The 25581-nt window shown below is 72.3% G+C and carries 20 protein-coding genes; 7 read left to right on the top strand and 13 right to left on the bottom strand.

The window, feature by feature from the left end:
* Position 1: 1 nt before the first annotated feature.
* A complete protein-coding gene (locus AB0K02_RS19650; RefSeq protein ID WP_365993716.1) occupies positions 2–502 on the bottom strand; it encodes a GNAT family N-acetyltransferase in 501 nt (166 codons plus the stop codon).
* 364 nt (positions 503–866) lie between these two features.
* Here AB0K02_RS19650 and AB0K02_RS19645 point away from each other — a divergent pair, with 364 nt between their 5' ends.
* Complete coding sequence (locus AB0K02_RS19645; protein WP_365993715.1) at positions 867–2309, top strand: SpoIIE family protein phosphatase; 1443 nt, start codon at positions 867–869, stop codon at positions 2307–2309.
* Positions 2310–2474: 165 nt separating this feature from the next.
* Here the strand turns inward: AB0K02_RS19645 and AB0K02_RS19640 are convergent, their stop codons facing one another.
* The gene (locus AB0K02_RS19640) at positions 2475–3968 is read right to left on the bottom strand and encodes a hypothetical protein (RefSeq protein WP_365993714.1); all 1494 of its coding nucleotides are present in this window, start codon (positions 3966–3968) and stop codon (positions 2475–2477) included.
* Positions 3969–4206: 238 nt separating this feature from the next.
* Here AB0K02_RS19640 and AB0K02_RS19635 point away from each other — a divergent pair, with 238 nt between their 5' ends.
* From AB0K02_RS19635 to AB0K02_RS19625, 3 genes are all read left to right on the top strand, one after another.
* The gene (locus AB0K02_RS19635; protein WP_365993713.1) at positions 4207–5328 is read left to right on the top strand and encodes an aminoglycoside phosphotransferase family protein; all 1122 of its coding nucleotides are present in this window, start codon (positions 4207–4209) and stop codon (positions 5326–5328) included.
* A 530-nt stretch (positions 5329–5858) separates the two neighbouring features.
* On the top strand, positions 5859–7769 hold the full coding sequence (locus AB0K02_RS19630) for a peptidoglycan recognition family protein (RefSeq protein WP_365993800.1): 1911 nt from the start codon (positions 5859–5861) through the stop codon (positions 7767–7769).
* A gap of 175 nt (positions 7770–7944) precedes the next feature.
* Positions 7945–10143 carry a germacradienol/geosmin synthase gene (locus tag AB0K02_RS19625; protein WP_365993712.1) on the top strand — a complete coding sequence of 733 codons (2199 nt, stop codon included), beginning with the start codon at positions 7945–7947 and terminating at the stop codon, positions 10141–10143.
* Between the two features lie 72 nt (positions 10144–10215).
* Here AB0K02_RS19625 and AB0K02_RS19620 read toward each other — a convergent pair whose 3' ends face one another.
* Positions 10216–10716: a hypothetical protein gene (locus AB0K02_RS19620; protein ID WP_177147993.1), complete on the bottom strand. Its 501-nt coding sequence runs from the start codon at positions 10714–10716 to the stop codon at positions 10216–10218.
* A 232-nt stretch (positions 10717–10948) separates the two neighbouring features.
* On the opposite strand from AB0K02_RS19620, the gene AB0K02_RS19615 reads away from it, so the two are divergent.
* Complete coding sequence (locus AB0K02_RS19615; RefSeq protein WP_365993711.1) at positions 10949–11302, top strand: hypothetical protein; 354 nt, start codon at positions 10949–10951, stop codon at positions 11300–11302.
* 224 nt (positions 11303–11526) lie between these two features.
* On the opposite strand, the gene AB0K02_RS19610 is transcribed toward AB0K02_RS19615, so the two are convergent.
* The 6 genes from AB0K02_RS19610 to AB0K02_RS19585 form a co-directional block, all read right to left on the bottom strand.
* Entirely contained in the window at positions 11527–12168 is a 642-nt protein-coding gene (locus AB0K02_RS19610) for a CGNR zinc finger domain-containing protein (protein WP_365993710.1), read from the bottom strand.
* A gap of 49 nt (positions 12169–12217) precedes the next feature.
* Positions 12218–12466 (bottom strand): DUF397 domain-containing protein, encoded by a 249-nt coding sequence (locus AB0K02_RS19605; RefSeq protein ID WP_365993709.1) that lies wholly within the window; start codon positions 12464–12466, stop codon positions 12218–12220.
* Between the two features lie 88 nt (positions 12467–12554).
* Positions 12555–13721, bottom strand: coding sequence for a thiolase domain-containing protein (locus AB0K02_RS19600; RefSeq protein WP_365993708.1), 1167 nt, complete (start codon positions 13719–13721; stop codon positions 12555–12557).
* Between the two features lies 1 nt (position 13722).
* A complete protein-coding gene (locus AB0K02_RS19595) occupies positions 13723–14778 on the bottom strand; it encodes a thiolase domain-containing protein (RefSeq protein WP_365993707.1) in 1056 nt (351 codons plus the stop codon).
* Positions 14775–15740, bottom strand: coding sequence for an OB-fold domain-containing protein (locus AB0K02_RS19590; RefSeq protein ID WP_365993706.1), 966 nt, complete (start codon positions 15738–15740; stop codon positions 14775–14777). Before AB0K02_RS19590 ends, AB0K02_RS19595 begins: the two co-directional genes overlap by 4 nt.
* A 281-nt stretch (positions 15741–16021) precedes the next feature.
* On the bottom strand, positions 16022–16831 hold the full coding sequence (locus AB0K02_RS19585; protein ID WP_365993705.1) for a crotonase/enoyl-CoA hydratase family protein: 810 nt from the start codon (positions 16829–16831) through the stop codon (positions 16022–16024).
* A gap of 165 nt (positions 16832–16996) precedes the next feature.
* Here AB0K02_RS19585 and AB0K02_RS19580 point away from each other — a divergent pair, with 165 nt between their 5' ends.
* Positions 16997–18658 carry an acyl-CoA synthetase gene (locus tag AB0K02_RS19580; RefSeq protein ID WP_365993704.1) on the top strand — a complete coding sequence of 554 codons (1662 nt, stop codon included), beginning with the start codon at positions 16997–16999 and terminating at the stop codon, positions 18656–18658.
* A gap of 93 nt (positions 18659–18751) precedes the next feature.
* On the opposite strand, the gene AB0K02_RS19575 is transcribed toward AB0K02_RS19580, so the two are convergent.
* Both AB0K02_RS19575 and AB0K02_RS19570 read right to left on the bottom strand, forming a co-directional pair.
* Positions 18752–19285 carry a VOC family protein gene (locus AB0K02_RS19575; RefSeq protein ID WP_365993703.1) on the bottom strand — a complete coding sequence of 178 codons (534 nt, stop codon included), beginning with the start codon at positions 19283–19285 and terminating at the stop codon, positions 18752–18754.
* 173 nt (positions 19286–19458) lie between these two features.
* The gene (locus AB0K02_RS19570; protein WP_365993702.1) at positions 19459–20979 is read right to left on the bottom strand and encodes an alpha/beta hydrolase; all 1521 of its coding nucleotides are present in this window, start codon (positions 20977–20979) and stop codon (positions 19459–19461) included.
* A 188-nt stretch (positions 20980–21167) separates the two neighbouring features.
* Between AB0K02_RS19570 and paaK the strand changes: the two genes are divergently transcribed.
* Positions 21168–22463, top strand: coding sequence for a phenylacetate--CoA ligase PaaK (paaK, locus tag AB0K02_RS19565; protein ID WP_365993701.1), 1296 nt, complete (start codon positions 21168–21170; stop codon positions 22461–22463).
* Between the two features lie 48 nt (positions 22464–22511).
* Here paaK and AB0K02_RS19560 read toward each other — a convergent pair whose 3' ends face one another.
* Positions 22512–23840, bottom strand: a complete 1329-nt coding sequence (locus AB0K02_RS19560) for an LCP family protein (RefSeq protein ID WP_365993700.1) — start codon at positions 23838–23840, stop codon at positions 22512–22514.
* 172 nt (positions 23841–24012) lie between these two features.
* Positions 24013–25527 carry an acyl-CoA synthetase gene (locus AB0K02_RS19555; RefSeq protein ID WP_365993699.1) on the bottom strand — a complete coding sequence of 505 codons (1515 nt, stop codon included), beginning with the start codon at positions 25525–25527 and terminating at the stop codon, positions 24013–24015.
* Positions 25528–25581 lie beyond the last annotated feature (54 nt).

The raw sequence follows: 25581 nt of genomic DNA, 5'->3' as shown, positions 1-25581 counted from the left end.
GTCACTCCACCGTGAACAGCAGCTCCGGCCGGTCCCACAGCACCGCCGGCGGTGCGGCCGGCACCGTGCCCGTACGGCGGGCGCCCACACTCAGGTAGAAGCCCTCGGCGGGCGGATGGGACACCACGCGGACGGATCCGAGGCCGGCGTCACGGGCCCGGTCCTTCATGTGGGCGATCAGCAGCCGCCCGACACCGAGGCCCTGGGCGTCGTCGGCGACGAACATCAGGTCCAGCTCGGGCGGCGACATGACGAGGGCGTAGAAGCCGAGCAACCGGCCCTCGTCGCCGACCGCGAGATGGACCTCGTGCGCCTCTATGTAGTCGGGGCCCACGCGGTACCCGGCCACCATGGCCGCGTAGTGCCCCTCGTAGGCACGGGAACCGCGCACCATACGGGTCAGCCGACCGGCGTCCCGCGCGGTCGCCCTGAGGATCCGCACCGCTTCGCGGCGCCGCTTGCCGCCCGGACCGCGGGCCGCGACGGTAAGGGGCTCATTCATAGTACGAGTATGACATGCCCGCCGACGGCGCCTCGGACCCATGAGCCGGGAACCGGTGGCGGCGTTCGCGCGCCCCACCGCTTCCCGCGCACACGCATCGGACCACGGCATATGCCCATGCCTTCACGAGACAGCTTCCGCCACAGGCATCACATCAGCCACGGATACCGCCCGCCCCTGCGGGTGCGCCGCGACAAGGCGGCCCGAACGCAATGACGAAGGACCGGAGCGCCGCTGGCATGTGCCAAAGGCACCACCGGATCGAGTGTTGCCAAACGGCTTACGGCCCATCGCCGCCTGTGCAACAGTCGTATCCGGTCCCTGTATCGGTCTGGCCGTGGCCGTGCCTGTATCGGAGTTCGACATGCCGTCCCATCTGTTCGCGGACCGTCCCGCCCAACCGCCCGAGCGCGGCGCCGTCGACGCGCTCATCACCCGCACCCGCATGCTGCGCGGAGACGTGGACGCGGTGCGCCAGGACACGGTGGGCGCCGACGACGACCCGCAGGGACGATGGCAGCGCGCACTCTACGATCTCGCCGTCCATCACCTCGACGACCTGGGCGCGCACCTGGACCAGCTCAAGGAGGGCCTGCCGCCGGCGACGGCCGACGCGATCGCCGACGAGCTCGCCGCGTACGAGGCGGACAGCGCGGCCGGGAGCGGCTCGCTGCTCAGCCGGGTCGGCAGCGCGGAGTGGAACCTGCTGACCGACGAGGTGAGCTGGTCCGACGAGCTGTTCCAGATCCTCGGCCGCGACCCCGCGGCCGGACCCATGTCCCTGGACGAGCTGCCCTCGGTCGTGTTCGCCGAGGACCAGCCCCTTCTCACGGCGATGGTGACGGACTGTCTGGTCGACGGCCGGCCCATCGACGGCGAGTTCCGCATGGTGCGGCCCGACGGCCGCGTCCGCACGGTGCACATGATGGGCGAGCCCGTCCTCGACTCCGACGGCTCGACGGCCTCCATGTGGGCCGTCCTGCGCGACGTCAGCGAACTGCGGCGCAGTCAGCGGGCGGTACGTGAGACCCGGGACTCGCTGCAACGGCAGCAACACATCGAGCGGACCGAGCGCCGGCTCGCCGTCGAGATGCAGGCGGCCGTGCTGCCGCCGTGGCGCGGCTCGCTCCGGTACCCGCCCGGCAGTCCCACGTCCTTGGACATCGCCGCGCACCACCTTCCCTCGGACGAGGGCGCCCTCACCGGCGGTGAATGGTACGACGCGCTGCAACTGCCGGACGGAGCGTGGCTGTTGAGTGTCGGCGACCTCACCGGTCACGGAGTGGCGGCCGCGTCGTCGATGGCCATGCTGCTGGGGGCCCTGCGGGGCATGGCCGTGGCGGGTGTCCACCCGGGACAGCTCATGGTCCATCTGAACCGGCTGCTCGACACCTCCACCCAGTGCGCCCTCGGCAGCGCGGTGTGCTGCCGCTACGACCCCGCCACCCACGTGGTGACCTGGGCACAGGCCGGACACCCCGCCCCAGTGCTGTTCCGCGACGGGACGGGGCGCGCTCTGTCGGCACTGGACGGAGTGCTGCTGGGAGCCACCAGCGGCGCATCGTACGAGCAGGGCGAAGTGACCCTTCGGCCGGGCGACGTGCTGGTCCTGCACACCGACGGGGTGACGCGTACGGGTTCGGGACCACAGGACGCCGATGACGCGGCGGACCGGCTGACGGCACTGGCAGCACGGCTCACCGCGGTGCGTGACGCGCAGGAAGGCGTCAGGGTCGTGGTGGAGGAATTCGGTCAGGGCGAGCGCCGGGGCGCCGCGTGTGTACTGGTGGCGAAGGTGAGCGCGTAGGACGGGCGAGGCGGATGCCCCCTGGGTCGGCCGCCTTCCGAAGACGGCGCACCCGCCGTCGGGGGCAGGGGCTTCAGCACACCCGCCGTCGGCCACGAGCAGCGTCATGTACGAGAGCTTCGGCGCTCCCGCCGCCGGGCCCGCTGGTTCCGTGCTCCCGCCGGGTCAGATCCGCGTGCTTCTGCGCTTCGTCGACGGGTCGGCGGGAAGCGCCACCTGGATCTCCTCGCGCAGGTCCTCGATCTTCGCGTAGCCCGCGTACTGCCCGGTGAGCCGGTACATCTCGCGCAGCCGGTCCCACGTCCGGTGCGAGGAGGTCTCCCCCATCGACACCAGCGCGAGCCTGGCGTAACGGTCGGCCTGCTCCGGGTCGTCGGCGATGAAGCACGCCGATGCCAGCGAGATGTAGTCGAAGATCTTGGAGCGTTGGCGCCCGCCCTCGCGCAGCTCAAGCGCCTGCTTGGCGTGCCGCTGGGCGATGCCCGCGACCGACGGATCGTGATCGGCCAGCGTGCGGTAGGCGAGCGCCTGCATGCCGTGCATGTCCGCTTCGTCGAACATCTGCATCCAACTCGGCGGCGGCACATCGCCCTTGTCGGAGACGAAGAGCTCCTCGGCCTCCCCGAGGGTGCGGCGCATGGCCTGCCCCTGGCCCATGGACGCCTGCGCCCACGCCTCGATGGTGTGCAGCATGGCCTGGGTACGGGGCAGGGTCTGCTCCCCCGAGCCCGACTTGGCGAGCTTCATCAGGTCAAGGGCGTCGTCGGGTCGGCCCAGGTGCACCATCTGGCGGGCGGCACGGGACAGCGCCTCGCCGGCGCGGGGTCGGTCGCCGCCCTCGCGCGCCGCGTGCGCGGCGATGACGAAGTACTTCTGGGCGGTGGGCTCCAGGCCGACGTCGTGGGACATCCAGCCCGCGAGGACGGCGAGATTGGCGGCGACGCCCCACAGGCGCCGCTGGAGGTGGTCGGGGTGGCGGTAGGCGAGCATGCCGCCCACCTCGTTCAGCTGGCCCACGACCGCCTTGCGCTGCAGTCCGCCGCCGCGGGCGGCGTCCCAGGCGCGGAACACCTCGACGGAGCGCTCCAGTGCCTCGATCTCCTGCGACCCGATGGGGGCGGCCTCGTAGCGATCGTACCCAGCGGGGTCGGCGTGCAGCGGATCGGCGGTGAAGGAGGGGTGCTGGGAGGTGCCGGGGTCGGTCTTGAGCCAGTCGTGCATGGCGCTGCTGAGTGCTGAGCCCGCGGCGAGTGCCGCGCCGGCACCCACCAGGCCGCGTCGGTTGAGCATGAGGTCCATTCCCGTGAATTCGGTGAGGACCGCTGCCGTACGGTCGGGCGCCCACGGCAGACCGTCAGGGTTGTCAGTGCCCTGGACGTCCCGCCGCTTCGCCGCTCGCCCGTTCCGTGCGAACCCGAGGTCCTCGATGGTCACGACACGACCGAGTCGCTCGGTGAACAGGGCCGCCAGCACCTTCGGCACGGGATCGCGCGGGGACTCCCCCATGTCGATCCACCGCCGTACGCGCGAGGTGTCGGTCGCCAGTTGGGGGTGGCCCATGGCCGCCGCCTGCCGGTTCACGAGTCTCGCGAGTTCGCCCTTGGACCAGCCGGCCAGGCCGAACAGGTCGCTCAGGCGGGTATTGGGTTCTCCGCTCACGTCAAGCCCCCAGGTTCTCGGCTGAGTTGACCGTACCCCCTGTCATAGGGCCGGCGACTATTCGCCAGGGTTCGCCAGGGTCCGCCAGATGGTGTGCCACCCGCGACCCGGTGTCAGGTAGGAACGCGCCACCTCGCTCCGGCTGCCAGGGGCACATTCCCCAGGGTGTTGCCTCCGGTACGTCCGGAGCGGGGCAGCGCAGGCAACCTGTCGGCACACGAAGGGGTCTGTATCTCCCATGTACACAGCATCGTCCTCCGTGTCCGCCCCGCCCCGGCCGCAGCGTCCGGCTGTCCCGGCCGGCTCCGGACCGTATCTCGCTCCCGCTCGCACCGGCCGGGCGCGCATGCCCGCCGGTGCGGTCGGCCACCCCGTCAGCGGGAGAATCGACTTGTCCGGCCCGCAGGGCGCCCAGCTGCGCAAGGCTGTCGCGTCGGTGCACCGGATCTGCCCGGAGTTCAATCCGGTGCAGGTGCTGCGCCGCAGCGGACGTTCCGTGCTCATCGTCGGAACGACGGGGCGCACCACCGCGGTCGCCAAGTGCTTACTGGACCCCTCTCCCGCGTGGGCGGAGTCGCTCCGCCACGAAATAGCTTCCTACCGTGCGTTCGTGCGGCACCGGCCGCCGGTCCGGGTTCCCCGGCTCATCGCCGCCGACCCGGAGAACTGCACGCTCGTGATCGAGCGGATGCCCGGCCGCCCCGCGGCCCTGGCCCGGCATCCTTTCGAGGCGCCGCCGAGGGCTGACGTGCGCGCGGCACTCGGCGCCGTCGTCCGGCTCAACTCGTGGCGACCGCCCGCCGGGATGTTCGACGCGCCGCTCGACTACGGCTCGCGGATCTCCCGCTACCACGAGCTGGGGCTGTTCACGGACCGGGACCTCGGCGACCTGCAGAAGCTGCTCCACGGCCTCGCCCAGGCGGGCGGCCGACAGGGGATGGGCCAGTTCTGCCACGGTGACGCGCTGCTGTCGAACATCCTGCTCTCCCCCACCGGTCCGGTCCTCGTGGACTGGGAGCACGCGGGCTGGTACCTGCCCGGGTACGACCTGGCGACGCTGTGGGCGGTCCTCGGGGACGCCCCGGTGGCACGTCGTCAGATCAGCCAGCTGGCCCAGCAGTCCGGGACGGCGGCACGGGACGCGTTCCTGGTGAATCTGATGCTCGTGCTGACACGGGAGATCCGTACGTACGAGACGGCCGTGCAGCGCACGATGCGGGAGGCGCCGCCCGTCGTCGGGGGCCAGGCGCCTGCGGCGGGGCTCGCGGCCGGGGAGGAGCAGCGGCTGCTTCTGCGCCGACTGCACGACGACTGCGCACTGGCCCGCCGGGCCGTGCGCGCGGCGGTCGGCACCCGCTGACCGCCGGACGAGGGGGAAGCGCGCTGCGCGCCCGGTGCCGACGCACCGGGGGCGCAGCGCGCTGTCGTCGGTGGGTCCACGGGGCCACCGACCTGCTCCGTCCCGGCGAACCGGCGCGCGAGCCTGCCTCGTACGGCGGCGCACGGTCGCAGGTTCCCCTGGCTCACCTCAGCTGTGTGGTGCGGCGAGCGTACCGCTCAGCGAATCGTGGACCGGCTCGCGGAGGAGTACGTGCCTCTGTGCACGACGACGCGTGTCTCGTGGCGGTCCGCGTGGGCCGCCCGCCGACCCGGACATTGGTCCATGCCACTGACACGCCGCAGGCCCGCGAACTGCCGCCGCGAAACTCGCCGATACGGCGGCTGACGTGCAAATTCCCGGCTCTGAAGCATGATTGACGGATCGTTCGCAAGCCGGTACCCCTTAACGGTCCGGCCGCGCACCATCCGTCCTGGGAGGCTGCCTTGCAAGGATTCGCCCTCGCGCGTTCCAGAAGCACCCGCCGGCAGGCGTGGACAGCGGGCGCGGCGGTGGCCGCTGCCGCTCTGCTCCTGCCCCTGCTCTCCTCGGGGCCGTCGGCGACCGCCGACGGGCGCCCTTCGCCGTCGGCGCTGCAGAGCGAATTCGCGGCGGCCGCCGAGGAGTTCGGCGTGCCGCAGAGCGTGCTGCTCGGCGTGTCGTACCTGCAGTCGCGCTGGGACGCGCACGGTGGGGCCGCCAGCGTCACCGGGGGCTACGGCCCCATGCACCTGACCGACGCGCGGACCGCGCTGGCCGAGGCGCCGCACCATTCGCACGGCGCGGAGGACGCGCGGGGTGACGAGGCGCGTCCGGTGCGCGCGGGGGACGACGCGGCGCTGCCGGAGACGGCCTCGCTGCCGACGCGGCTGCGCACGCTGGAGCGGGCGGCGCAGGTGTCGGGCATCGACCCCTCAGAGCTGCGCGACAACCCGGCGGCGAACGTGCGCGGCGGGGCCGCGCTGCTCGCCGACGCGCAGAAGTCGCTGGGCCGGCCGGCGAGCGACGATCCGGCGCAGTGGTACGGCGCGGTGGCACGGTTCTCGGGTGCGGACGACGTGGCGACGGCGACGACGTACGCCGACGACGTGTTCGACGTGATCCGCACGGGCCAGGCGCGCACGACGGACAGCGGCCAGCACATGGTTCTCGCGGCCGACCCCGATGTGGCGCCGGACCGTGCGCAGGTGGCGGCCCTGGGTCTGCGCACCGCCGACGCGGCCCGGACGGAGTGCCCGCCCTCGGTGGCCTGCGAATGGATCCCGGCGCCCTACGAGGAGTTCGGCCAGGGCGACTACGGCAACCACGACAAGGCGGATCGGCCGGCGTCGCAGTCGGTGGAGTACATCGTCATCCACGACACCGAGGCGACGTGGGACACCACCCTGCGCCTCGTGCAGAACCCGCAGTACGTGTCGTGGCAGTACTCGCTGCGCTCCTCGGACGGGCACATCGCCCAGCACGTGCCGCTCAAGGACGTGGCCTGGCATGCCGGGAACTGGTTCGTGAACGCCAAGTCGGTGGGCCTGGAGCACGAGGGGTTCCTGGTGTCCCCCGATGCCTGGTACACGGAGGCGATGTACCGCACCTCGGCGCGGCTGGTGCGCTACCTCGCCCACCGGTTCGACGTCCCGCTGGACCGTCAGCACATCCTGGGCCACGACAACGTGCCGGGGACGACCGCGGCCACGATCAGGGGAATGCACACCGACCCCGGGCCGTACTGGGACTGGGCGCACTACTTCACGCTGCTGGGCCGGCCGTTCACGCCCGAGGCCGCCCCGGACAGCCGCGTGGTCACCATCCGGCCCGACTACGACGCCAACCGGCCGCTCTACACGGGCTGCACGAAGGCGGGAGAGGCGTGCACGCCGCACGGTTCGGGTGCGGTCCGGCTGCACACCGCGCCGAGCGAGAGCGCACCGCTGGTCAAGGACATCGGGCTGCGGCCGGGCGGTCAGGACTCGACGACCGGGGTGAACGACACGGGGGCGCGGGCCTCGACCGGGCAGCAGTACGCGGTGGCGGGCCGCGAGGGCGACTGGACGGCGATCTGGTACCTGGGCCAGAAGGCGTGGTTCCACAATCCGCGGACGGAGCCGACGGCGGTGCCCGCCCGGGCCCGGGTGCTGACACCGAGGGACGGGCTCGCCGAGGTCCCGGTGTACGGGCGGGCGTACCCGGAGGCGTCGGCCTATCCGGCGGGGGTGCCGGTGCAGTCGGTCTCGCCGCTGCCGTACAGGCTGCGGGCGGGCCAGGAGTACGTGGTCGGTGACCTGCTGCCGGGCGAGTACCTGTACGCGACGACGTTCGACACGGCCGGACACCGGGTGGTGCGCGGCCAGGAGATGTACTACGAGGTCCAGTTCGGGCACCGGGTGGCGTTCGTGAAGGCCTCCGACGTGGAGGTGAGGGACCGGTAGCACCGGGCGGCGAACTGCGGGGTGTCACCGGTCACGGGGGGTCGGCGACACCCCGCTCCCCTTTTGAGGGCTTGTACGACTAATCGTCCGGTTGCGTGCGCCCGTCGGGTGACGGGTAGGGCTGGGCCGATCACGCCGGTCCGCGTCCCTGCTCACCGAAAGGCCCCCGAGTCCTATGGCACAGCCCTTCGAACTGCCGGATTTCTACGTGCCGCATCCGGCACGGCTCAACCCGCACGTGGAGGAGGCACGGCAGCACACGACCCGGTGGGCACGGCACATGGGGATGCTGGAGGGGTCCGGCATCTGGCAGGAGAGCGACCTCGCGGCCCACGACTACGCGCTGCTGTGCGCCTGCACGCATCCGGACTGCGGCGCGGATGTGCTGAGTCTGGTCACGGACTGGTACGTGTGGGTCTTCTTCTTCGACGACCACTTCCTGGAGGTCTTCAAGCGCACCCGGGACAGGGCGGGCGGCAAGGCGTACCTCGACCGGCTGCCGGCGTTCATGCCGATGGACCCCTCCCGTGGGACGCCCGAGCCGACGAACCCGGTCGAGGCGGGCCTCGCCGATCTGTGGGCGCGCACCGTACCCGCCATGTCCCCCGCTTGGCGCGCCCGTTTCGCACGCGCCACCGAGAGCCTGCTCAACGAGTCGATGTGGGAGCTCTCCAACATCGACGAGGGCCGGATCGCGAACCCCCTCGAGTACATCGAGATGCGCCGCAAGGTCGGCGGCGCCCCCTGGTCGGCCGGACTCGTGGAGTACGCGGCCGGCGCCGAGGTCCCCGAGTCCGTCGCGCACTCGCGCCCGCTGCGGGTCCTGCGCGACACGTTCTCGGACGCGGTGCACCTGCGCAACGACCTGTTCTCGTACCAGCGCGAGGTGGAGGAGGAGGGCGAGAACAGCAACGGGGTGCTGGTCCTGGAGACCTTCCTCGGCTGCACGACACAGGAGGCGGCGGATGCGGTCAACGACCTGCTGACCTCCCGTGTCCAGCAGTTCGAGAACACCGCGCTCACCGAGGTGCCCGCCCTGTGCGCGGAGAAGGGGCTGAGCCCGGCGCAGTGCGCGGCGATCGCCGCCTACACCAAGGGGCTCCAGGACTGGCAGTCCGGCGGCCACGAGTGGCACATGCGCTCCAGCCGCTACATGAACCAGGGCGTGGACACCGGGCCGGGGCCGCTCGACGGGGGGCTCGGCCTGTCGGCACTCGACATCAGGACGCTGTTCGGCCGCCCCGCGAGGGCCCGGCTGCGCACGCTCACGCACCGTCCCGAACGAGTGGGACCGTCGTGGCTGCCGGAGTTCGACCTGCCGTTCCCGCTGACGCTCAGCCCTCATCTGGACGACGCGCGCGCCAGGTCGCTGGCCTGGGCAGGGCGCATGGGGCTGCTGAACGACATCTGGGACGAGGCGAAGCTCGCCGGTTTCGACTTCGCGCTGTGCTCGGCCGGCCTCGACCCGGACGCCACTGCGGAGGAGCTGGAGCTCAGTGCCGAATGGCTGACGTGGGGGACGTACGGCGACGACTACTATCCGCTGGTCCACGGCAGGGCGCGTGACCTCGTGGGGGCGAGGCTGTCGAACGAGCGGCTGAAGGCGTGCATGCCGGTCGACGAGCCGGAGGCGGGTGCCGCCCTCGCGGTCGCCCCGATGGAGCGCGGCCTCGCCGACCTGTGGGCCCGCACGGCGGGGCCGATGTCGCCCGGCGCCCGGCTGTCCCTGCGCAGGGCGGTCGACGTCATGCTGGACAGCTGGCTGTGGGAGCTGCACAACCAGGCGCAGCACCGTGTGCCCGACCCGGTCGACTACATGGAGATGCGCCGCCTGACGTTCGGCTCGGACCTGACCATGAGCCTGGCCAGGCTGCGCCACGAGGGCGAGCTCCCGCCGGAGATCTGCGCGAGCGGTCCGCTGCGCGGTCTGGAGAACTCCGCGGCGGACTACGCCTGTCTGCTCAACGACCTGTTCTCGTACCAGAAGGAGATCGAGTACGAGGGCGAGGTCCACAACGCCGTCCTGGTCGTGAGGAAGTTCTTCGACTGCGACTACCCGACGGCCGCCGCGATGACGGACGAGCTGATGCGCTCGCGGCTGCGGCAGTTCCTGTACGTCAAGGAGCACGAACTGCCGCTTCTGTGCGAGGACTTCGGGCTGAGCGAGGAGGCGAGGGCGGCGTTGGCAGCCTACGTGCGCGAGCTGGAGGACTGGCTCGCCGGCATCCTCAACTGGCACTGCAATGTGCGGCGTTACCGCGAGGAGGATCTGCGCGTGGGCGCGGCGGCGTGGCGGCTGGGCACACCCACCGGGCTCGGTACGTCGGCCTTCCGGCTGGGGCTGCCCGCGCAGCGCGCGGAGGTACGCGTGTAGCCGCGGGCCGTCACCGCGGAGGACGGAACTTCCCGGGGGCGCGCCGCCCCGGGAAGTCCGGTGGAAAGTGTGTCAGCCCTGCTGGAAGAGCTCCGCGGGGAGCGGCTTGAGCAGCGCGTACAGATCGTCGGTGATCGGGCGGTCCCAGCTGGCGATCGTGACGAGCACGTTGTCGCTGCGGTCGAACTGCACGCAGGAGATGCGGCTTTCGGAGAGCTTGACGCGCCGGACGATCAGGAGGTTGTCGCCCTGCATCACGGGCGTGTCCTCGACGTCGACGACCTCGACGGGCTCGTCGTTCTCCAGGGCGATGAGCAGTTGGGCGACCTCGAAGGGGATCTCGCCCTCCTCGACCTCGCGGGCGGGCGATCCCTCGGGGAGATTGCCGATGATCATCGCGGGTCCGCGGCCGCCGAAGAGGTCGTAGCGCAGGAAGACACCCTGGCAGCTGCCGTCGGGGGCGGGCAGCAGACCGGCGCCGAGATTGCCGGGCCAGTCGCCCGGGTCCATGGCCAGGACATCGAAGTCCGGACCCGCGGGTGTGGCGGCGCTGCGGCGGCGGAGAAACGACATAACCGCCATGGTACGTGTCCGCGAGGGGTCGGCCGAGTCGGGGCGGGGGCCCTGTCACGCGTGGTCGGGGGGACGCATTCGCTTGAGCGGGGGACGCGTGCCGCCGCGGGCGCTCCTCCGCCCGCGGCGGCCTTGAACGCGTACGGCCTCGGGCCCGTATCCCTGGGCGCACCGTTGTCCGTGACCGGCACAGCGCCGACGAGGATCCGTACCGACAGTGAGGGATCAGCCCATGAACGACCGCATCAGTCCCGACCTGCAAGCACTCCCCGACGGTGAGGCGGAGCTCCGTCTCGTGGTCCGGCTGGCATGGGAGGACGTGGCGGCGCTCGGTCAGGAGGCGGGCAGGCTCGCCGCCCGGATGCAGCGGCCGGTGAGCCTGGACGAGGCCGCGGGGCAGCGGCTGCGCACCCGGTCCGCGGTGCACGCCAAGCCCGCCCCCGATCCCGCCCCGTCCCTGCCGCCGGTGGCGTCGTCCGTCTCGTCGCTGGGGGCCCGCACGCCGGGTGAGCACGCCCGCCAGGCCATCGAGAAGATCAACGGCACCGCGGGCCCGGCCCGTGACGCGACCCAGACGTCCGCGTGACGCGGGTGCCCGGGAGCCCGGGGTCGGGGCTTCGGGGCTTCGGGGCTTCGGGCGTCGCCCATCACGTCGAGGGCGGGGACCGGCGGCGGCTCGCCCGACTGCGGAGCGGCATCTGCGCGGCGCGGCGCCCGGTCCTCGTCCTGGGGCCGTCCGGCGCATGCGCCGACGCGGCCCGGCCTCGGGCATCGCACGGTCCGGGGGGGCGGGCGCTCCGGGCCGGGCGGTCAGGCTGTGGGCGTCCGGTGGCGTTCGTGGTGGCGGGCGACGCGCGCCCGGTTGCCGCACGAGGGTTTGCACCACTCCTGGCGCGGGTGCTCCTTGAGGAAGTACCGCACGCAGCGCGGCGCGTGGCAGGCTCGCAGCCGCTCGCGGTCGGGGCTCGCGAGGAAGGCGATCGCGGCGCGGGCGAGGGCGGCGGTCAGCGCCTCGCGCGCCGGAACCGTCCCGGCCGCCCGCGACACGACGACGGGCGCGCCGTGGTCCGCCCACTCGAGCCGCGGCACGACGGGCACGGTCGCCGCGGCACCGTTGAGCCGAGCCAGGGCCTCGCCTTCGGGGAGCAGCCGCCGCGTGTCGGCGGGACTCGGCGGTCCCGGCCGCACGGCCCGGGCGAACAGCGACCGGACGGCGGTCCGCAGATCGCGTACGGCGGTCAGGCTCGCCTCGTCGGCGACGAAGGCCGCCGCATGGAACGGCTCCGGGACCGCTGTCCCGGCCGCCCTCGCGCCGTCGAGCTCCTCGGCGTGCCGGCGGACCCACTCGGTCAGCCCCGCCGTCTCCGCCAGATCGTCGGCCACGCCCCCGCGTCCGTCGTGGCGGATCGTGAGGACGAGGTCGAGTACGAGCGGGTGAGCGTGCGCGGCCATGGGGACCACCGTAACCCCGCTGCCGGACGGCACACGCCGCCCGGACGGCTCAGGTCAGATCGAACTCGCCGTCGCGCGCGTTCAGCACGAAGGCGCGCCATTCGGCGGGGGTGAAGATCAGTGACGGGCTCCCGGGCCGTCCGCTGTTGCGCATCGCGATGAAGCCCTCGACGAAGGCGATCTGGACGTCGCCCACTCCCTGGCTGCCCGACTGCCAGTCGGCGCCGCTGAGATCGAGCTCCGGCTTCTCCCAGCCCGGAAACGTCTGCGTGGTAGTGGTGATGGTGCTCTCGGCCACGTCCCTGCTCCTCCCGCATCGGCTCCGGGCCAGACTAGCGACGGCACCCGGTCGCGGACAGAGCGCGGGGCACGCGTGGCGCGCCGCGTCAGCCGTCGGGCGGTTCCGCTCCCACGAGCCACATGGAGAAGAACTGCGACCCGCCGCCGTAGGCGTGACCCAGCGCCTTGCGGGCGCCGTCGACCTGGTGCTCGCCCGCCTGGCCGCGCACCTGGAGCGCCGCCTCGGCGAAGCGGATCATGCCGGAGGCGCCGATAGGATTGGTGGACAGCACTCCGCCCGACGGGTTCACCGGCAGATCGCCGTCGAGCTCGGTCGCACCGCACTCCGTGAGCTTCCAGCCCTCGCCCTCGTCGGCGAAGCCGAGGTTCTCCAGCCACATCGGCTCGTACCAGGAGAAGGGGACGTACATCTCGACCGCGTCGATCTCGCGGCGCGGGTCGGTGATGCCCGCCTGCCGGTAGACGTCGGCGGCACAGTCCTTGCCGGCCCGGGGGGAGACGAAGTCCTTGCCCGCGAACATCGTCGGCTCACTGCGCATGGCGCCACCGTGCATCCAGGCGGGCGGCGCGGGGGAACGGGCCGCGCCCGCGCGGTCGGTCAGGACCATGGCGCAGGCCCCGTCGGAGGAGGGGCAGGTCTCGGAGTAGCGCACCGGGTCCCAGAGCATGGGCGACGCCTGGACCTTCTCCAAGGTGATGCCGTGTTCGTGCAGATGGGCGTACGGGTTCTTCAGCGCGTTGCGGCGGTCCTTGTAGGCGACGAGCGAGCCGATGGCCGCCGGTGCGCCGGTGCGCCGCATGTAGGCGCGTACGTGCGGGGCGAAGAAGCCGCCCGCCCCGGCGAGGAGGGGCTGCTGGAAGGGGACGGGGAGCGAGAGGCCCCACATGGCGTTCGACTCGGACTGCTTCTCGAAGGCGACCGTGAGGACCGTGCCGTGGACACGGGCGGCGACCAGGCCTGCGGCGACGAGCGCTGTGGATCCGCCGACCGATCCGGCGGTGTGGACGCGGAGCAGGGGTTTGCCGACGGCGCCGAGGGCGTCGGCGAGGTACAGCTCGGGCATCATCACGCCCTCGAAGAAGTCCGGGGCCTTGCCGATCACGACGGCGTCGACGCCGGCCCAGGTCAGCTGGGCGTCGTCGAGGGCGCGCACGGCGGCTTCGCGGACGAGTCCGGCGATGGACACGTCACGGCGGGCGGCGACGTGCTTGGTCTGGCCGATGCCGACGACGGCCACGGGCTCATGGGGCATGTCAGCTCTCTCCTTCGAGGACGGCGACCAGGTTCTGCTGCAGGCACGGGCCGGACGTCGCGTGGGCGAGGGCCCGGTCCGACGCGCCGCGGTGGATGCGGGCGGCGGCCTCACCGAGCCTGATCAGGCCCGCGGCCATCACGGGATTGGCGGCGAGCGCTCCGCCGGACGGGTTGACCCTCACGCTGTCGTCGAGGTCGAGACTTCGCCGCAGGACGATCTCCTGCGAACTGAACGGGGCGTGCAGTTCGGCGGTGTCGACGGGCCGCTCGAACGCGCCCGCGTGCCGGGCGGCCAGGCGCGTGGAGGGCGAGTCGGTGAGGTCGCGCACTCCGAGCGCGTGGGCCTCGACGCGGTGGTCGATGCCGCGTATCCACGCGGGCCGGGGGCACAGCCGGCGGGCCGTGTCGCCGGCGGCGAGGATCACCGCGGCCGCGCCGTCGCCGACCGGCGGGCAGTCGGCGGCCCTGAGCGGCCGCACGAGGTGCCCGCCGGGGGGAACGTCGCCCTTGAGCTGAGCGTGAGGGTTGGCGGCCGCGTCGGCACGGCTGCGGCTCGCGACCGCGGCGAAGGCGGACTCGTCGGCCATGCCGGCGTCGATGACCGCCTGTGCCTGGAGCGCGGCGAGCGCGACGGAGTCGGGCCACAGCGGGGCGAGGTAGTACGGGTCGAGCTGACGGCTCAGCACCGCGCGTACGTCACCGGCAGAGGACTTGCCGTACGCGTAGACCAGCGCGGTGTCGGCCTCGCCGGTCAGGAGCTTGACCCACGCCTCGTACAGCGCCCAGGCGCCGTCGGTCTCGACGTGCGACTCGCTGATCGGCGGCCAGGCGCCGACTCCGTCGAGAGCCATCGTGAAGGAGAAGGCGCGTCCGGCGAGGTAGTCGCTGGAACCGGAGCAGGTGAAGCCGATGTCGCCCGTCGTCAGGCCCGTTCGGGTGAGGACGTCATGGAGGACCGGCATCAGCATCTCGACCTCGGAGACGTCGTCCGTGCGGCGCCGGTGGTCGGTCTGCGCGAAGGCGACGATGGCCACGTCCCTGGCGTACCGCGTCACAGCAGCTCCTTGTACGTGTCGTAGTCGGCGTCGGGTTCGCCGGCCGGCCGGTAGTGATCGGGGTGCCGCGCGCCGTCCCGCCACACCGGTTCGACGCGCAGGCCCATGCGCACCTGGTCGTACGGGATGCCTCCGATGCGCCCGTGCAGCGCCAGGTCGGCGCCGTCGAGGGCGATGTGCGCGTAGACGTAGGGCACGTCGATGTCGAGGTTCGCCGTGTGCGTGGCCTTGATGTTGACGACGCAGAAGGTGGTCACTGTGCCGCGGGGCCCGACCTCGACCTGTTCGGAGGTCGCCACGGCGCAGGTCGGGCAGGCGCCGCGGGGCGGGACGTACACCTTGCGGCAGCGCGGACAGCGTTCGCCGACGATCCTGCGCTCGGCGAGCGCGGTGAGGTGGGCGCTCTGCGCGCGGCCCGGCGCGTAGGTGTAGTCGAGCCGGGCGGGCGCGACGATGCCGGTGACGGGGTCGGGGAAGACGCCGCTGTGCGGGCGGGCGGCCGCGGGGGTGTGCGGCCCCCCGGCGTGCGGCTCGAAGCAGGCGATGTCCGTGATGGCGCCGGTGCGCTGCGCGGCCCAGCGGATGCGCACCCGCATGCCGGTGCGTACGGCGTCGGGGCCGGGGGCGTCGAGGGCGTGCAGCAGGGCGGTGTCGGCGCCGTCGAGGCGGACGAGCACCCAGGCGAAGGGGGTGGCGAGGGGCTGACCGCGTCGGGGGTCCGGGTTCCAGGCCCAGGTCGTGACGGTGCCGGTGGCTCCGACCTCGACCAGGTCGCGCAGTTCGTCGGCGGTGACGGGGTCGTACTCGACGGGCGGGACGAGGACCGTGCCGTCGCCGGTGCGCACGCCGAGGACGGTCGTCTCGCGCAGGCCGGTGAGGAAGGCGCTCTGGACGGGGCCGAGGGAGCGGGTGAAGGGGAACTCGACGACGAGGGGCGCGGTGAGTGCGGGGGTGGCGGTCATGGGGGCTCCTTGTGCCGGGGGGTGGGCGAGCGGGTGCCGCTGCGCGGGCCTTGCCCCCTCCCCGCCCCTTCCCGGAACCGGGGCAAGCCCCGGACCCCGTACCGCGCTTCGCGCGGTGTCCTCCATCTCCCCCTGCGGCCTGGCGGCCGTGTGGCGAAGCCAGGGGGAGTGACCCCCGGACGGGCTGATGTCGCGCAGCGAAATCCAGCCCCGCCGGCGTATGAGGCGCGGGGGTCCGGGGGCGGAGCCCCGGTTACGGGAAAGGGCGGGGTGGGGAAACGTCACGCCCGGCGGTACACCGGCGCGCGCTTCTCGGCGAAGGCCCGCGCGCCCTCCTTCGCGTCGGCCGTCTCGAAGACAGGCCGGCCTCTCTTGAGTTCGGCGGCCAGGCCCTCCGCCTCGGTCATGTGGGCGCTCTCGTAGACGGACGCCTTGACGGCCTCCACGGCGAGCGGGCCGCAGGCGTTGATCTGTTCGGCGATGGCGAGCGCGGTCTCCAGTGCGGTGCCGTCCGGTACGACCCGGCCGACGAGTCCGATCCGCAGGGCCTCGTCCGCGCTGTAGGGGCGGCCGGTGAGCAGCATCTCCAGGGCGTGCGTGTGCGGGATCTGGCGCGGCAGCCGTACCGTCGAGCCCCCGATCGGGAACAGTCCGCGACGGACCTCGAAGAGCCCGAAGGTCGCCCCTTCGCCCGCGACGCGCACGTCGGTGCCCTGAAGGATCTCCGTGCCGCCGGCCACGCAGTGGCCCTCCACGGCGGCGATCACCGGCTTGCGGGGGCGGTGGTGGCGGAGCATCGCCTTCCAGTGCAGATCGGGATCGGCCTTCATCCGGTCCCGGTACCGCTCCCCCTCCATCCCCTGTCCGGCCAGCGCCTTGAGGTCCATACCGGCGCAGAAGCTGCCGCCCGCGCCGGTGAGGACGACGGAGCGCACGGTGTCGTCCTCGTCCGCCCGCAGCCAGCCGTCGTACAGGCCGACGAGCATCGCCGTCGACAGGGCGTTCCTCGCCTCGGGCCTGTTGAGCGTGAGCACCAGTGTGGCGCCTTCGCGCCGCACGGTGAGGTGTTCGGTACCGCCGTCTCGTCCCATGCGCGGGCCTCCCGTCCGGTGACTGGAACAGGTTGCAGCAGGCCGGGTGCCAGTTCAAGAGTTTTCTGACAACCAGTCAGATTTGTTGTGCGGCGGGCCTTCCCCCTTGTGCCGCACGGCGCTCTAATGACGGCCGGGCCGAGTTCGCCGGGGACAGGAGGAGCGGTGGAGTACAACCTTGCCGATCTGTTCGAGTCGGTCGTCGACGTGGTTCCCGGCCGCGAGGCACTGGTGTACCTCGACCACCCCGGCACGGGCGCCGAGCGCCGCCTCACCTACGCCGGACTCGACGCGGCGGCCAACCGCATCGCCCACCACCTGATCGGCGCGGGCCTCGAGCCGGGCGAGCACCTGGGCCTGCACCTGTACAACGGCGTCGAGTACCTGCAGACCGTGCTCGGCTGCCTCAAGGCGCGCATCGTGCCGGTGAACGTCAACTACCGCTATGTGGAGGAGGAACTGGTCCACCTCTACCGCGACGCGGACCTGGCGGCGCTCGTCTTCGACGCCGAGTTCACCGAGCGGGTCGCCGGGGCCCTGCCCCGTGCGGAGGGGCTCCGCCATCTGGTGCGTGTCGGCACACCGCCCGAGGGTGCGCCCCGGCTGGACGCGGTGCCCTTCGCCGACGCAGAGACGGCCGCGTCCCCCGGGCGGGGGTTCGCGCCGCGTTCGGGGGACGACCAGTTCATCATCTACACGGGCGGGACGACGGGCATGCCCAAGGGGGTGATGTGGCGCCAGGAGGACCTGTTCTTCTCGGGGCTCGGAGGCGGCGCGCCGACCGGGGAGCCGGTGTCGTCGCCCGGGGAACTCGCCGAGCGGGTCGCCGCGGGCGGCGACGGCATCACCTTCTTCCCCACTCCTCCGCTGATGCACGGCACGTCGACGCTCACGGCGTTCATCGCGTTCAACTTCGGCCAGCGGGTTGTGCTGCACCGCAAGTTCGTGCCCCACGAGGTGCTGCGCACGATCGAGCGGGAGAAGGTCACCAGTGTGTCCCTGGTCGGGGACGCGATGCTGAGGCCGTTGGTCGACGCGTTGAGCGGTCCGCTGAAGGGCTGCGACCTGTCGTCGGTGTTCAGCGTCTCCAGCTCGGGCGCGATCATGTCGGAGACGGTGCGTGCCCAGTTCGCCGCTCTGGCCCCGAACGTGCTGCTGCTGAACAACTTCGGCTCGTCCGAGTCCGGGTTCAACGGCACCGCGACCGACGACTCCGGCCCGGACAGGGGCTTCCGGCTGCGGGTCAACTTACGTACGACGGTGGTCGACCCGGCGACCCACGAGCCGGTGAAGCCGGGTGAGCCGGGCCGCATCGCGCAGCGCGGCCATGTCCCCCTCGGCTACTACAACGACCCCGTGAAGACGGCGGAGACCTTCTTCCGGCGCGACGGCGAGCGGTGGGTGCTGCTCGGCGACATGGCGACCGTCGACGAGGACGGCATCGTCACGGTCCTCGGGCGCGGCTCGCAGTGCATCAACACGGGCGGCGAGAAGGTGTATCCCGAGGAGGTCGAGCAGGCCCTCAAGTCCCATCCAGACGTGTACGACGCGCTGGTCGCCGGGGTTCCGGACCAAAGGTGGGGCAATCGTGTGGCGGCGGTGGTCCAACCGCGCGCGGGAGCCGCCGCGCTCACTCTGGAGGACCTGCGGTCGCACTGCCGCGGGCGTCTCGCGGGCTACAAGATCCCCCGCCGCTTGGTGATCGCCGACGAGATCCGGCGCTCGCCCAGCGGCAAGGCGGACTACCGCTGGGCACGGGCGGTGGCGTCGGCTCCGGGGCAGGACGGGGACCCGGTCCCGGAGCTTGATCCGGAGGAGAGGACCTGAGCGTGCGGCCGGATCCGTCCCGGCACCAGCAGGTGCCGGGGCGACGAAGGAGGGACACAGGACGGCGCACGGCGCGCGTGGGTCCCGGGTCGGTCAGTCGTCGGCGACGGTGTCCAGGATCTGCTCCCCGTTGAAGATGCCGAGCCGCTCCCGGTACAGCTCCAGCGGGACCCCGTTGGGGTCGTGGAGGTAGAGGCTCTCCTCGACTCCCCGGTCGGGGCCGAGGTACTCCACACCGGCCTCGTCGAGCTTCTTGCGCGCGGCCGTGTAGTGCTGCGCGTCCACCGACAGGGCCAGGTGCTGAACGCCGCCGATCGTCTCCGTGGCGGGAGGGTGGTCGTGGCCGGGGAAGTCGAAGAACCCCAGCAGGTTGTTGTTGCCGATGTCGAAGAAGAAGTGGGTCGAGCCGCGGTAGTCGCGGTTCTCCACGATCTCCACGAGCGGGAAGCCCAGGAACTCCTGGTAGAAGCGGATGGTCTCCTCCACGTCGCGGCAGATGAACGCCACGTGGTGTACTCCGTGTGCGGTGGTCGTGGGCCGGTCCCCCGGGGCCCGCAGGTAGCGCTGCCGCAGTTCCTCGCGGCGGGCTCGGACGGCCTCGAGTGCGGCTCCCTCTGGCTGAGGCATCGCGGACTCCTTCACCTCGGGGTGTTTGCGGGATTCAACTTCTCCTCGCCATGTTCCCCGGATCCGCGCGAATACCTCCGCGCGTGGGCCGGCACCACCGCAATGGGTCCGTACGTACCGACCGCTCACGCGCCCGTGCGGAACGTGACCGCTGCCCGCCCGTGCGCTCCGCGTCAGATGCCGAAGTCCTCCAGCGCGGCCAGGAACTCCGCCGGCCTGCTCTCGTGGACCAGATGCCCCGCGTCCAGGGTGACCAGGCGCGCGCCGGGGATCCGCGCGGCGAGCGCGGCGAGCCGGTCCTGGGGGATGCTGCTCGCCGGTCCGCCGGCGATCACCAGGGTCGGGGCCTCGACCGCCTCGAGTCGGTCCCACCAGGCGGGGTCGGGCTCGTTCAGCTCGGCGTCCGTGGCGGGCACGAGCGGCCAGTCGAAGTCCAGTGGCTCGTCGGGGCGGACAGCCGGCGGCCTCGGCGGATCGAGCGGCAGCAGCGGCGGGGGCTCCTCGATCACCAGGCGGCGTACGAGCTCCGGCCTCTCCTCGGCGAGCAGCAGGGCGGCGGCCCCGCCCATCGAGTGGCCCACGAGGTCGACCGGCCCGAGGCCGAGCGTCGTGACGAAGGCGGCGAGGTCGTCCCGGAAGGCGGCGTATCCGTAGCCGCCCGGCCACTCGCTCAGGCCGTGCCCCCGCAGGTCGACGGCGTACACGCGGCGGGTGGCGGCGAGCCGCTCGGCGACGTGCGTCCAGTGGACGCTGTTGCCGCACCGGCCGTGGGCGAGGACGACCGGCGGGGCGCTCTCATGGCCCCACACGCGGTAGGCCAGCCGCACATCGCCCGCCTGCACGCTGTGCACGTCCGCATCGAGGAACGCGGCGACGGCGCGGGTGAAGGCGCCCGGGTCGTCCAGCCAGGGGAAGTGCGCGGTGCCCGCCTGGACGACGCGGCGGCCGTCCGGGAAGAGCGCGGCGAGTTCGGCGGCGCGGGCGGGGCGGGGGCCACCGTCGAGCTCGCCCGCGAGCACGAGCACCGGGGCCCGCACACCGGCGAGCGCGGCCCTGACCGAGGCGGGTTCGCCGGCGCCTTCGGCGTAGAAGTGCTCGATGGCGCCGAAGTTGAACTGGCTCTCCCTGGCGGCGGCATGGGCACGGGCGGCCTCGTCCCACCGCCCGTAGGTGAAGGGCCTGACCGCGTCCCAGATCTCGGGCGACTCCTGTCCGCTCCGCAGTGCGTCGAGTGCGGCGATCCCGGCCTCGTACCAGGGTTCGTCCGACCGCAGAAGAGCCGCTTCCCTGCGGTCCTCGGGGGTGGCCGTGATGCCGACGGCACTCGTGTCGGGAGTGACCAGGACCAGGGACCGTACGCGCCCGGGATACCGGGCGGCGTAGTACAGGGCCAGGTTGGCGCCCGCCGAGTGGGCGAGCAGATCGACACGGTCGAGGCCCAGGTGCTCACGCAGCGCCTCCACGTCGTCGGCCTGACGGTCCCGGCGGTAGCCCGCCGGATCGGCCGGGACGGCGGAGTCACCGGTGCCGCGCAGGTGCAGCAGCACCAGCCGGCGGTGCGCGCCGAGCCCGCCCAGATCGCCGAGGTAGTCCGCGGCCCGCATCGGACCCCCGGCCAGGCAGATCAGCGGCTCCCCCTCCCCCCTGATCCCGTAGGCCAGCTCTGTCCCGTCGTACGTGCGGAAGGTCCCCATGCCGTGATCTTCGCCAGGCGCCCCGGGCGAGCGCAACGGACTTACGCGAAGAGCGCACAGCGCGCCCGCACCGCCCGGCGCAGAGGTCCGCGCACATGCCTTGACGGGGTGCGGCGCGGGCTGAATTACTGATCCAGAGCAGCACGACCGAATGATCGGTCGTCCGTTTTGGGACGGGAGTACGGCGAATGACGGACCTGCTGGACGCGGCGGAGCGGCTCGGGCGGGAGGAGCTCGAGGCGCTGCAGCTGGAGCGGCTGAGGGCGACCCTGCGCCACGCCTACGAGAACGTGCCGTTCTACCGGGAGTCCTTCGACAAGGCGGGGCTGCGTCCCGACGACTGCCGTACGCTCGCCGACCTCGCCCGCTTCCCCTTCACCGCCAAGACGGACCTGCGGGACAACTACCCGTTCGGGATGTTCGCCGTCGAGCAGTCGCAGGTGCGCCGGATCCACGCCTCCAGCGGGACGACCGGCCGCCCCACCGTCGTCGGCTACACCGAGCGCGACCTGGACACCTGGGCCGACGTGGTGGCCCGTTCCCTGCGGGCCGCGGGCGCCCGCCCGGGCCACAAGGTGCACGTCGCGTACGGTTACGGGCTGTTCACCGGCGGCCTCGGTGCGCACTACGGCGCCGAGCGGCTCGGCTGCACGGTCATCCCCGCCTCCGGCGGTATGACGGCCCGGCAGGTGCAGCTCATCCAGGACTTCCGTCCCGAGATCATCATGGTCACGCCGTCGTACATGCACACGCTCCTCGACGAGTTCGACCGGCAGGGCGTCGATCCGCGGGCGACCTCCCTGAAGGTCGGAGTCTTCGGCGCGGAGCCGTGGACGCAGGAGATGCGCCGGGAGATCGAGGAGCGGTTCGCCATCGACGCGGTCGACATATACGGGCTGTCGGAGGTGATGGGCCCCGGCGTGGCGCAGGAGTGCGTGGAGACCAAGGACGGCCTGCACATCTGGGAGGACCACTTCTACCCCGAGGTGGTCGACCCGTTCACGGGCGAGGTGCTGCCCGACGGCGAACAGGGCGAGCTGGTGTTCACCTCGCTGACCAAGGAGGCCATGCCGGTCGTCCGCTACCGCACGCGTGACCTGACACGGCTGCTGCCGGGCACCGCCCGGGTCTTCCGCCGTATGGAGAAGGTCACCGGTCGCAGCGACGACATGGTGATCCTGCGCGGGGTGAACCTCTTCCCCACACAGATCGAGGAGGTCGTGCTGCGCACCCCCCATGTCGCTCCGCACTTCCAGCTCCGCCTGACACGCGAGGGGCGCATGGACGCCCTCACCGTCCGGGCAGAGGCGCGCGCCGAGGCGACCGCGGAACAGCGCGCGCAGGCCGAGCGGTCGATCGCGGCGGCCGTGAAGGACGGGATCGGCGTCTCGGTCGCGGTCGAGGTGGTGGACCCCGAGACGCTGGAGCGTTCGGTGGGCAAGATCAAGCGGATCGTGGACCTCAGGGAGCGGCGGGGGTCCTGACCGTGCGGCCGCGCGGGACGGGGCCCGGCGGTCCCCCGGCGTCGGCCGTCAGCGGTGCCGATGCGCCCTGGCCGGATCGGTGCAGCGCAGGTCGTCCGCGGTGACGGGGGCGCCGTCCGCGACGTTGCGGTCGTAGGTGACGGTTCTGACCGCGACGGGCTCGGAGCCGACGGCGACCTCGAAGACGGCATCGGTCCGCGAGCTCGCCCGCTGCTGTGCCCCGGGCAGCGCTGCGGCCAGGGTGGCCGCGTCCGCCTCACGCCCGACGGGGTAGGTGATGACAGCGGGGCCCTGGGGCCGGACCGCCGGAGCGGACGCCGAGGTGTCCGTCACGACGAACTTGCTGCGCCGAAGGGCCTTGGCCACGGTGGCGTCGTCGACACGTACGGCGATACGGGCGGGATCGGTCTCGGCACGTGTTTCGGGCACGGGCAGGATGCGGATGTCGCCGGTGATGGGGCGGTCGGCGCGCAGGGCGTCCCACAGTGCCCGGGAGCGGGCCTTGTGCCACAGGAGCGTGGAGCCGACGCCGGGCACCCGGTGGTCGAAGTGGGAGATCGGCACGGTGGCGAACTCCGTACGGTCCGCCGACAGCCGCCCCAGGGACCAGCCGATGCGGACAAGATCGTCCAGGCCGGTCCGCTCGTCGGTGCGTACGGACGTGAGCAGCTTGTGAGCCGTGCTCGCGGCGCTCACGGGGCCGGCCAGCGCTCCTCGGGCCGTCAGGTCCTCCAGCATGTCGGCGAGCAGCCGCTGCTGGCGGCGGACCCGGCCGAGGTCTCCTGGCCGGTCGATGTGCCGGGCGCGGGCGTAGCGCAGTGCCCCGTTCCCGTCGATGCGATGGCTTCCCTCGGTGATGTCGAGGCCGGAGTTCTCGTCCTTGAGCGGCTTGTCCGTGCACACGGTCGCGCCGCCCAGGTTGTCGACGGCCTGTTCGAAGCCGGTGAAGCCGGTCTCGAGATAGTGGTCGATGTGCAGTCCGGTGGCCTTCTCGACGGTGCGTACGGCGAGGGGACCCCCGCCGATTTTGAAGGCGGCGTTGATCTTGCCCCGGCGGGGCGGAGTGGCGGCGCCTTCCGGTGTGGCGTACTCGACGTAGCTGTCCCGGGGGATGGAGACGATGCTTGCGCGCCGTTGGTCCTCGGAAAGGTGCACGAGCATCATCACGTCGGTGCAGTCGCAGCCCTCGCCGCCGACATGAAGGCGCCGCTTCTCGGCGGCGGAGAGGCCGGATCGGCTGTCGACCCCCACGATCAGGATGTTCGTGCCGCGGCTGCCGGCGCGGGCCGCGTTCGGGTCGGAGCCGGCATGTCCCGCGAGCCAGGGCCAGGAGACCAGGGAGGACAGCAGGGCCAGCCCCACAGTGAGTCGGCGCATCACGCACACCCCGAGAGAGACGTAGGGAAACACGTGGGACCGTAACGGGAACCGGTGGGCGACGTGTGCTGGGAACGACCGGCACGCCGTCCCGGCCGCGGCAGTCACCCATGTTGCCCACAGCCGCCGCGGACTGCCGGATGGTCAGGCAGGGGCGAGCGGATCGTGGACGTCAGGGAGCCGAAGGGGCGCCGAACCGGTCGCGCAGCTCGCGCTTGAGGATCTTGCCACTGGCGTTGCGCGGGAGGCCGTCCACGAACAGGACCTTCTTGGGCGCCTTGAAATGGGGGAGCTTCTCGCGCGCGTGCTCGATCAGTTCGGCCTCGGTGACCTTCTCGCGGGTCACGACCACGGCCGTGACCGCCTCGATCCAGCGGTCGTCGGGCAGTCCGACGACCGCCGCCTCGGCGACCGCGGGGTGGGTGTAGAGGACGTCCTCGACCTGGCGCGAGGCGACGAGCACTCCCCCGGAGTTGATGACGTCCTTCACCCGGTCGACGACGGTGAAGTAGCCCTCGCTGTCGCGCACCGCGAGGTCCCCGGAGCGGAACCAGCCGTCGCGGAAAGCCTCCGCGGTCTCCTCGGGCTTGTCCCAGTACCCCTCGCACAGCTGCGGAGAGCGGTAGACGACTTCACCCGGTGTGCCGTCCGGGGTCTCCTTGCCGTCCTCGTCGACGACCCTGGCCTCGACGAACAGCACCGGACGGCCGCAGGAGTCCATCCGGCCCTCGTGCTCGTCGGGGCCGAGGACGGTGGCGAGCGGCCCGATCTCCGACTGCCCGAAGCAGTTGTAGAAGGCGAGTGAGGGCAGGCGGTCACGCAGCCGTTCCAGGACGGGCACCGGCATGATCGACGCCCCGTAGTACGCCTTGCGCAGGGCGCCGAGGTCGCGGGTGGCGAAGTCGGGGTGGTGGGACAGGCCGATCCAGACGGTCGGCGGGGCGAACAGGCTGTCGGCGCGCCCGGATTCGACGAGGTCGAAGATCTGCGCCGCGTCGGGTGCGTCCAGGATGGTGTTCTCCGCGCCGACCGCGAGGTAGGGCAGCAGGAAGACGTGCATCTGCGCCGAGTGGTAGAGCGGCAGCGTGTGCAGGGGCCGGTCGCCGGGCTCGAGGTCGAGCGCGGTGATGGCGCTGACGTACTCGTGGACGAGCGCCCGGTGGGTCATCATCGCGCCCTTGGGCAGGGCGGTGGTCCCCGAGGTGTAGAGCAGCTGGACGAGGTCCTCGGCCTGTGGCTCAGGTCCGGCGTGCCGGTAGGGCCGCGGCTCGGCGAGTGCGGCGAGGAGGGAGCCGTCGGCGTCGCGCAGCGGCAGAACGGGGGGCCCGGCGGGCAGGCGGGGCGCGAGGTCCGGGTCGGCGAGGACGAGGGAACTGCCCGACTGCCGCACGATGTAGGCGAGGTCGTCCCCGGTCAGGTTCTGGTTCACCGGCACATGGACGAGCCCGGCCCGTGAGCAGGCGAGGAAGGCGATCAGGTAGGCGTCGGAGTTGTGCCCGTAGGTCGCGACCCGGTCCCCCGGGCGCAGCCCGTGGCCGGCCAGCACCGCCGCGGCGGTGGAGACGGCGGCGTCGAGTTCGGCGTAGGTCCAGGTGCGTGCGGCGTAGCGGACGGCCGTGCGGCCGGGAGTGCGGCGGGCGCTGCGCCGTACGAGGGAGTCGACCGTGCTGCTGTGTGCCCCTGTCATGGCGCGATCCTGTGCGGCCGGTGACGGAACGTCAAGTGCAGGGACGATACCGAC

Origin of the sequence: Streptomyces sp. NPDC049597, from assembly GCF_040675505.1 — a bacterium.
Taxonomy (GTDB): Bacteria; Actinomycetota; Actinomycetes; order Streptomycetales; family Streptomycetaceae; genus Streptomyces.
The sequence above is the reverse complement of the archived record's forward strand: the minus strand, read 5'-3'. Positions and strand labels throughout refer to the sequence as shown.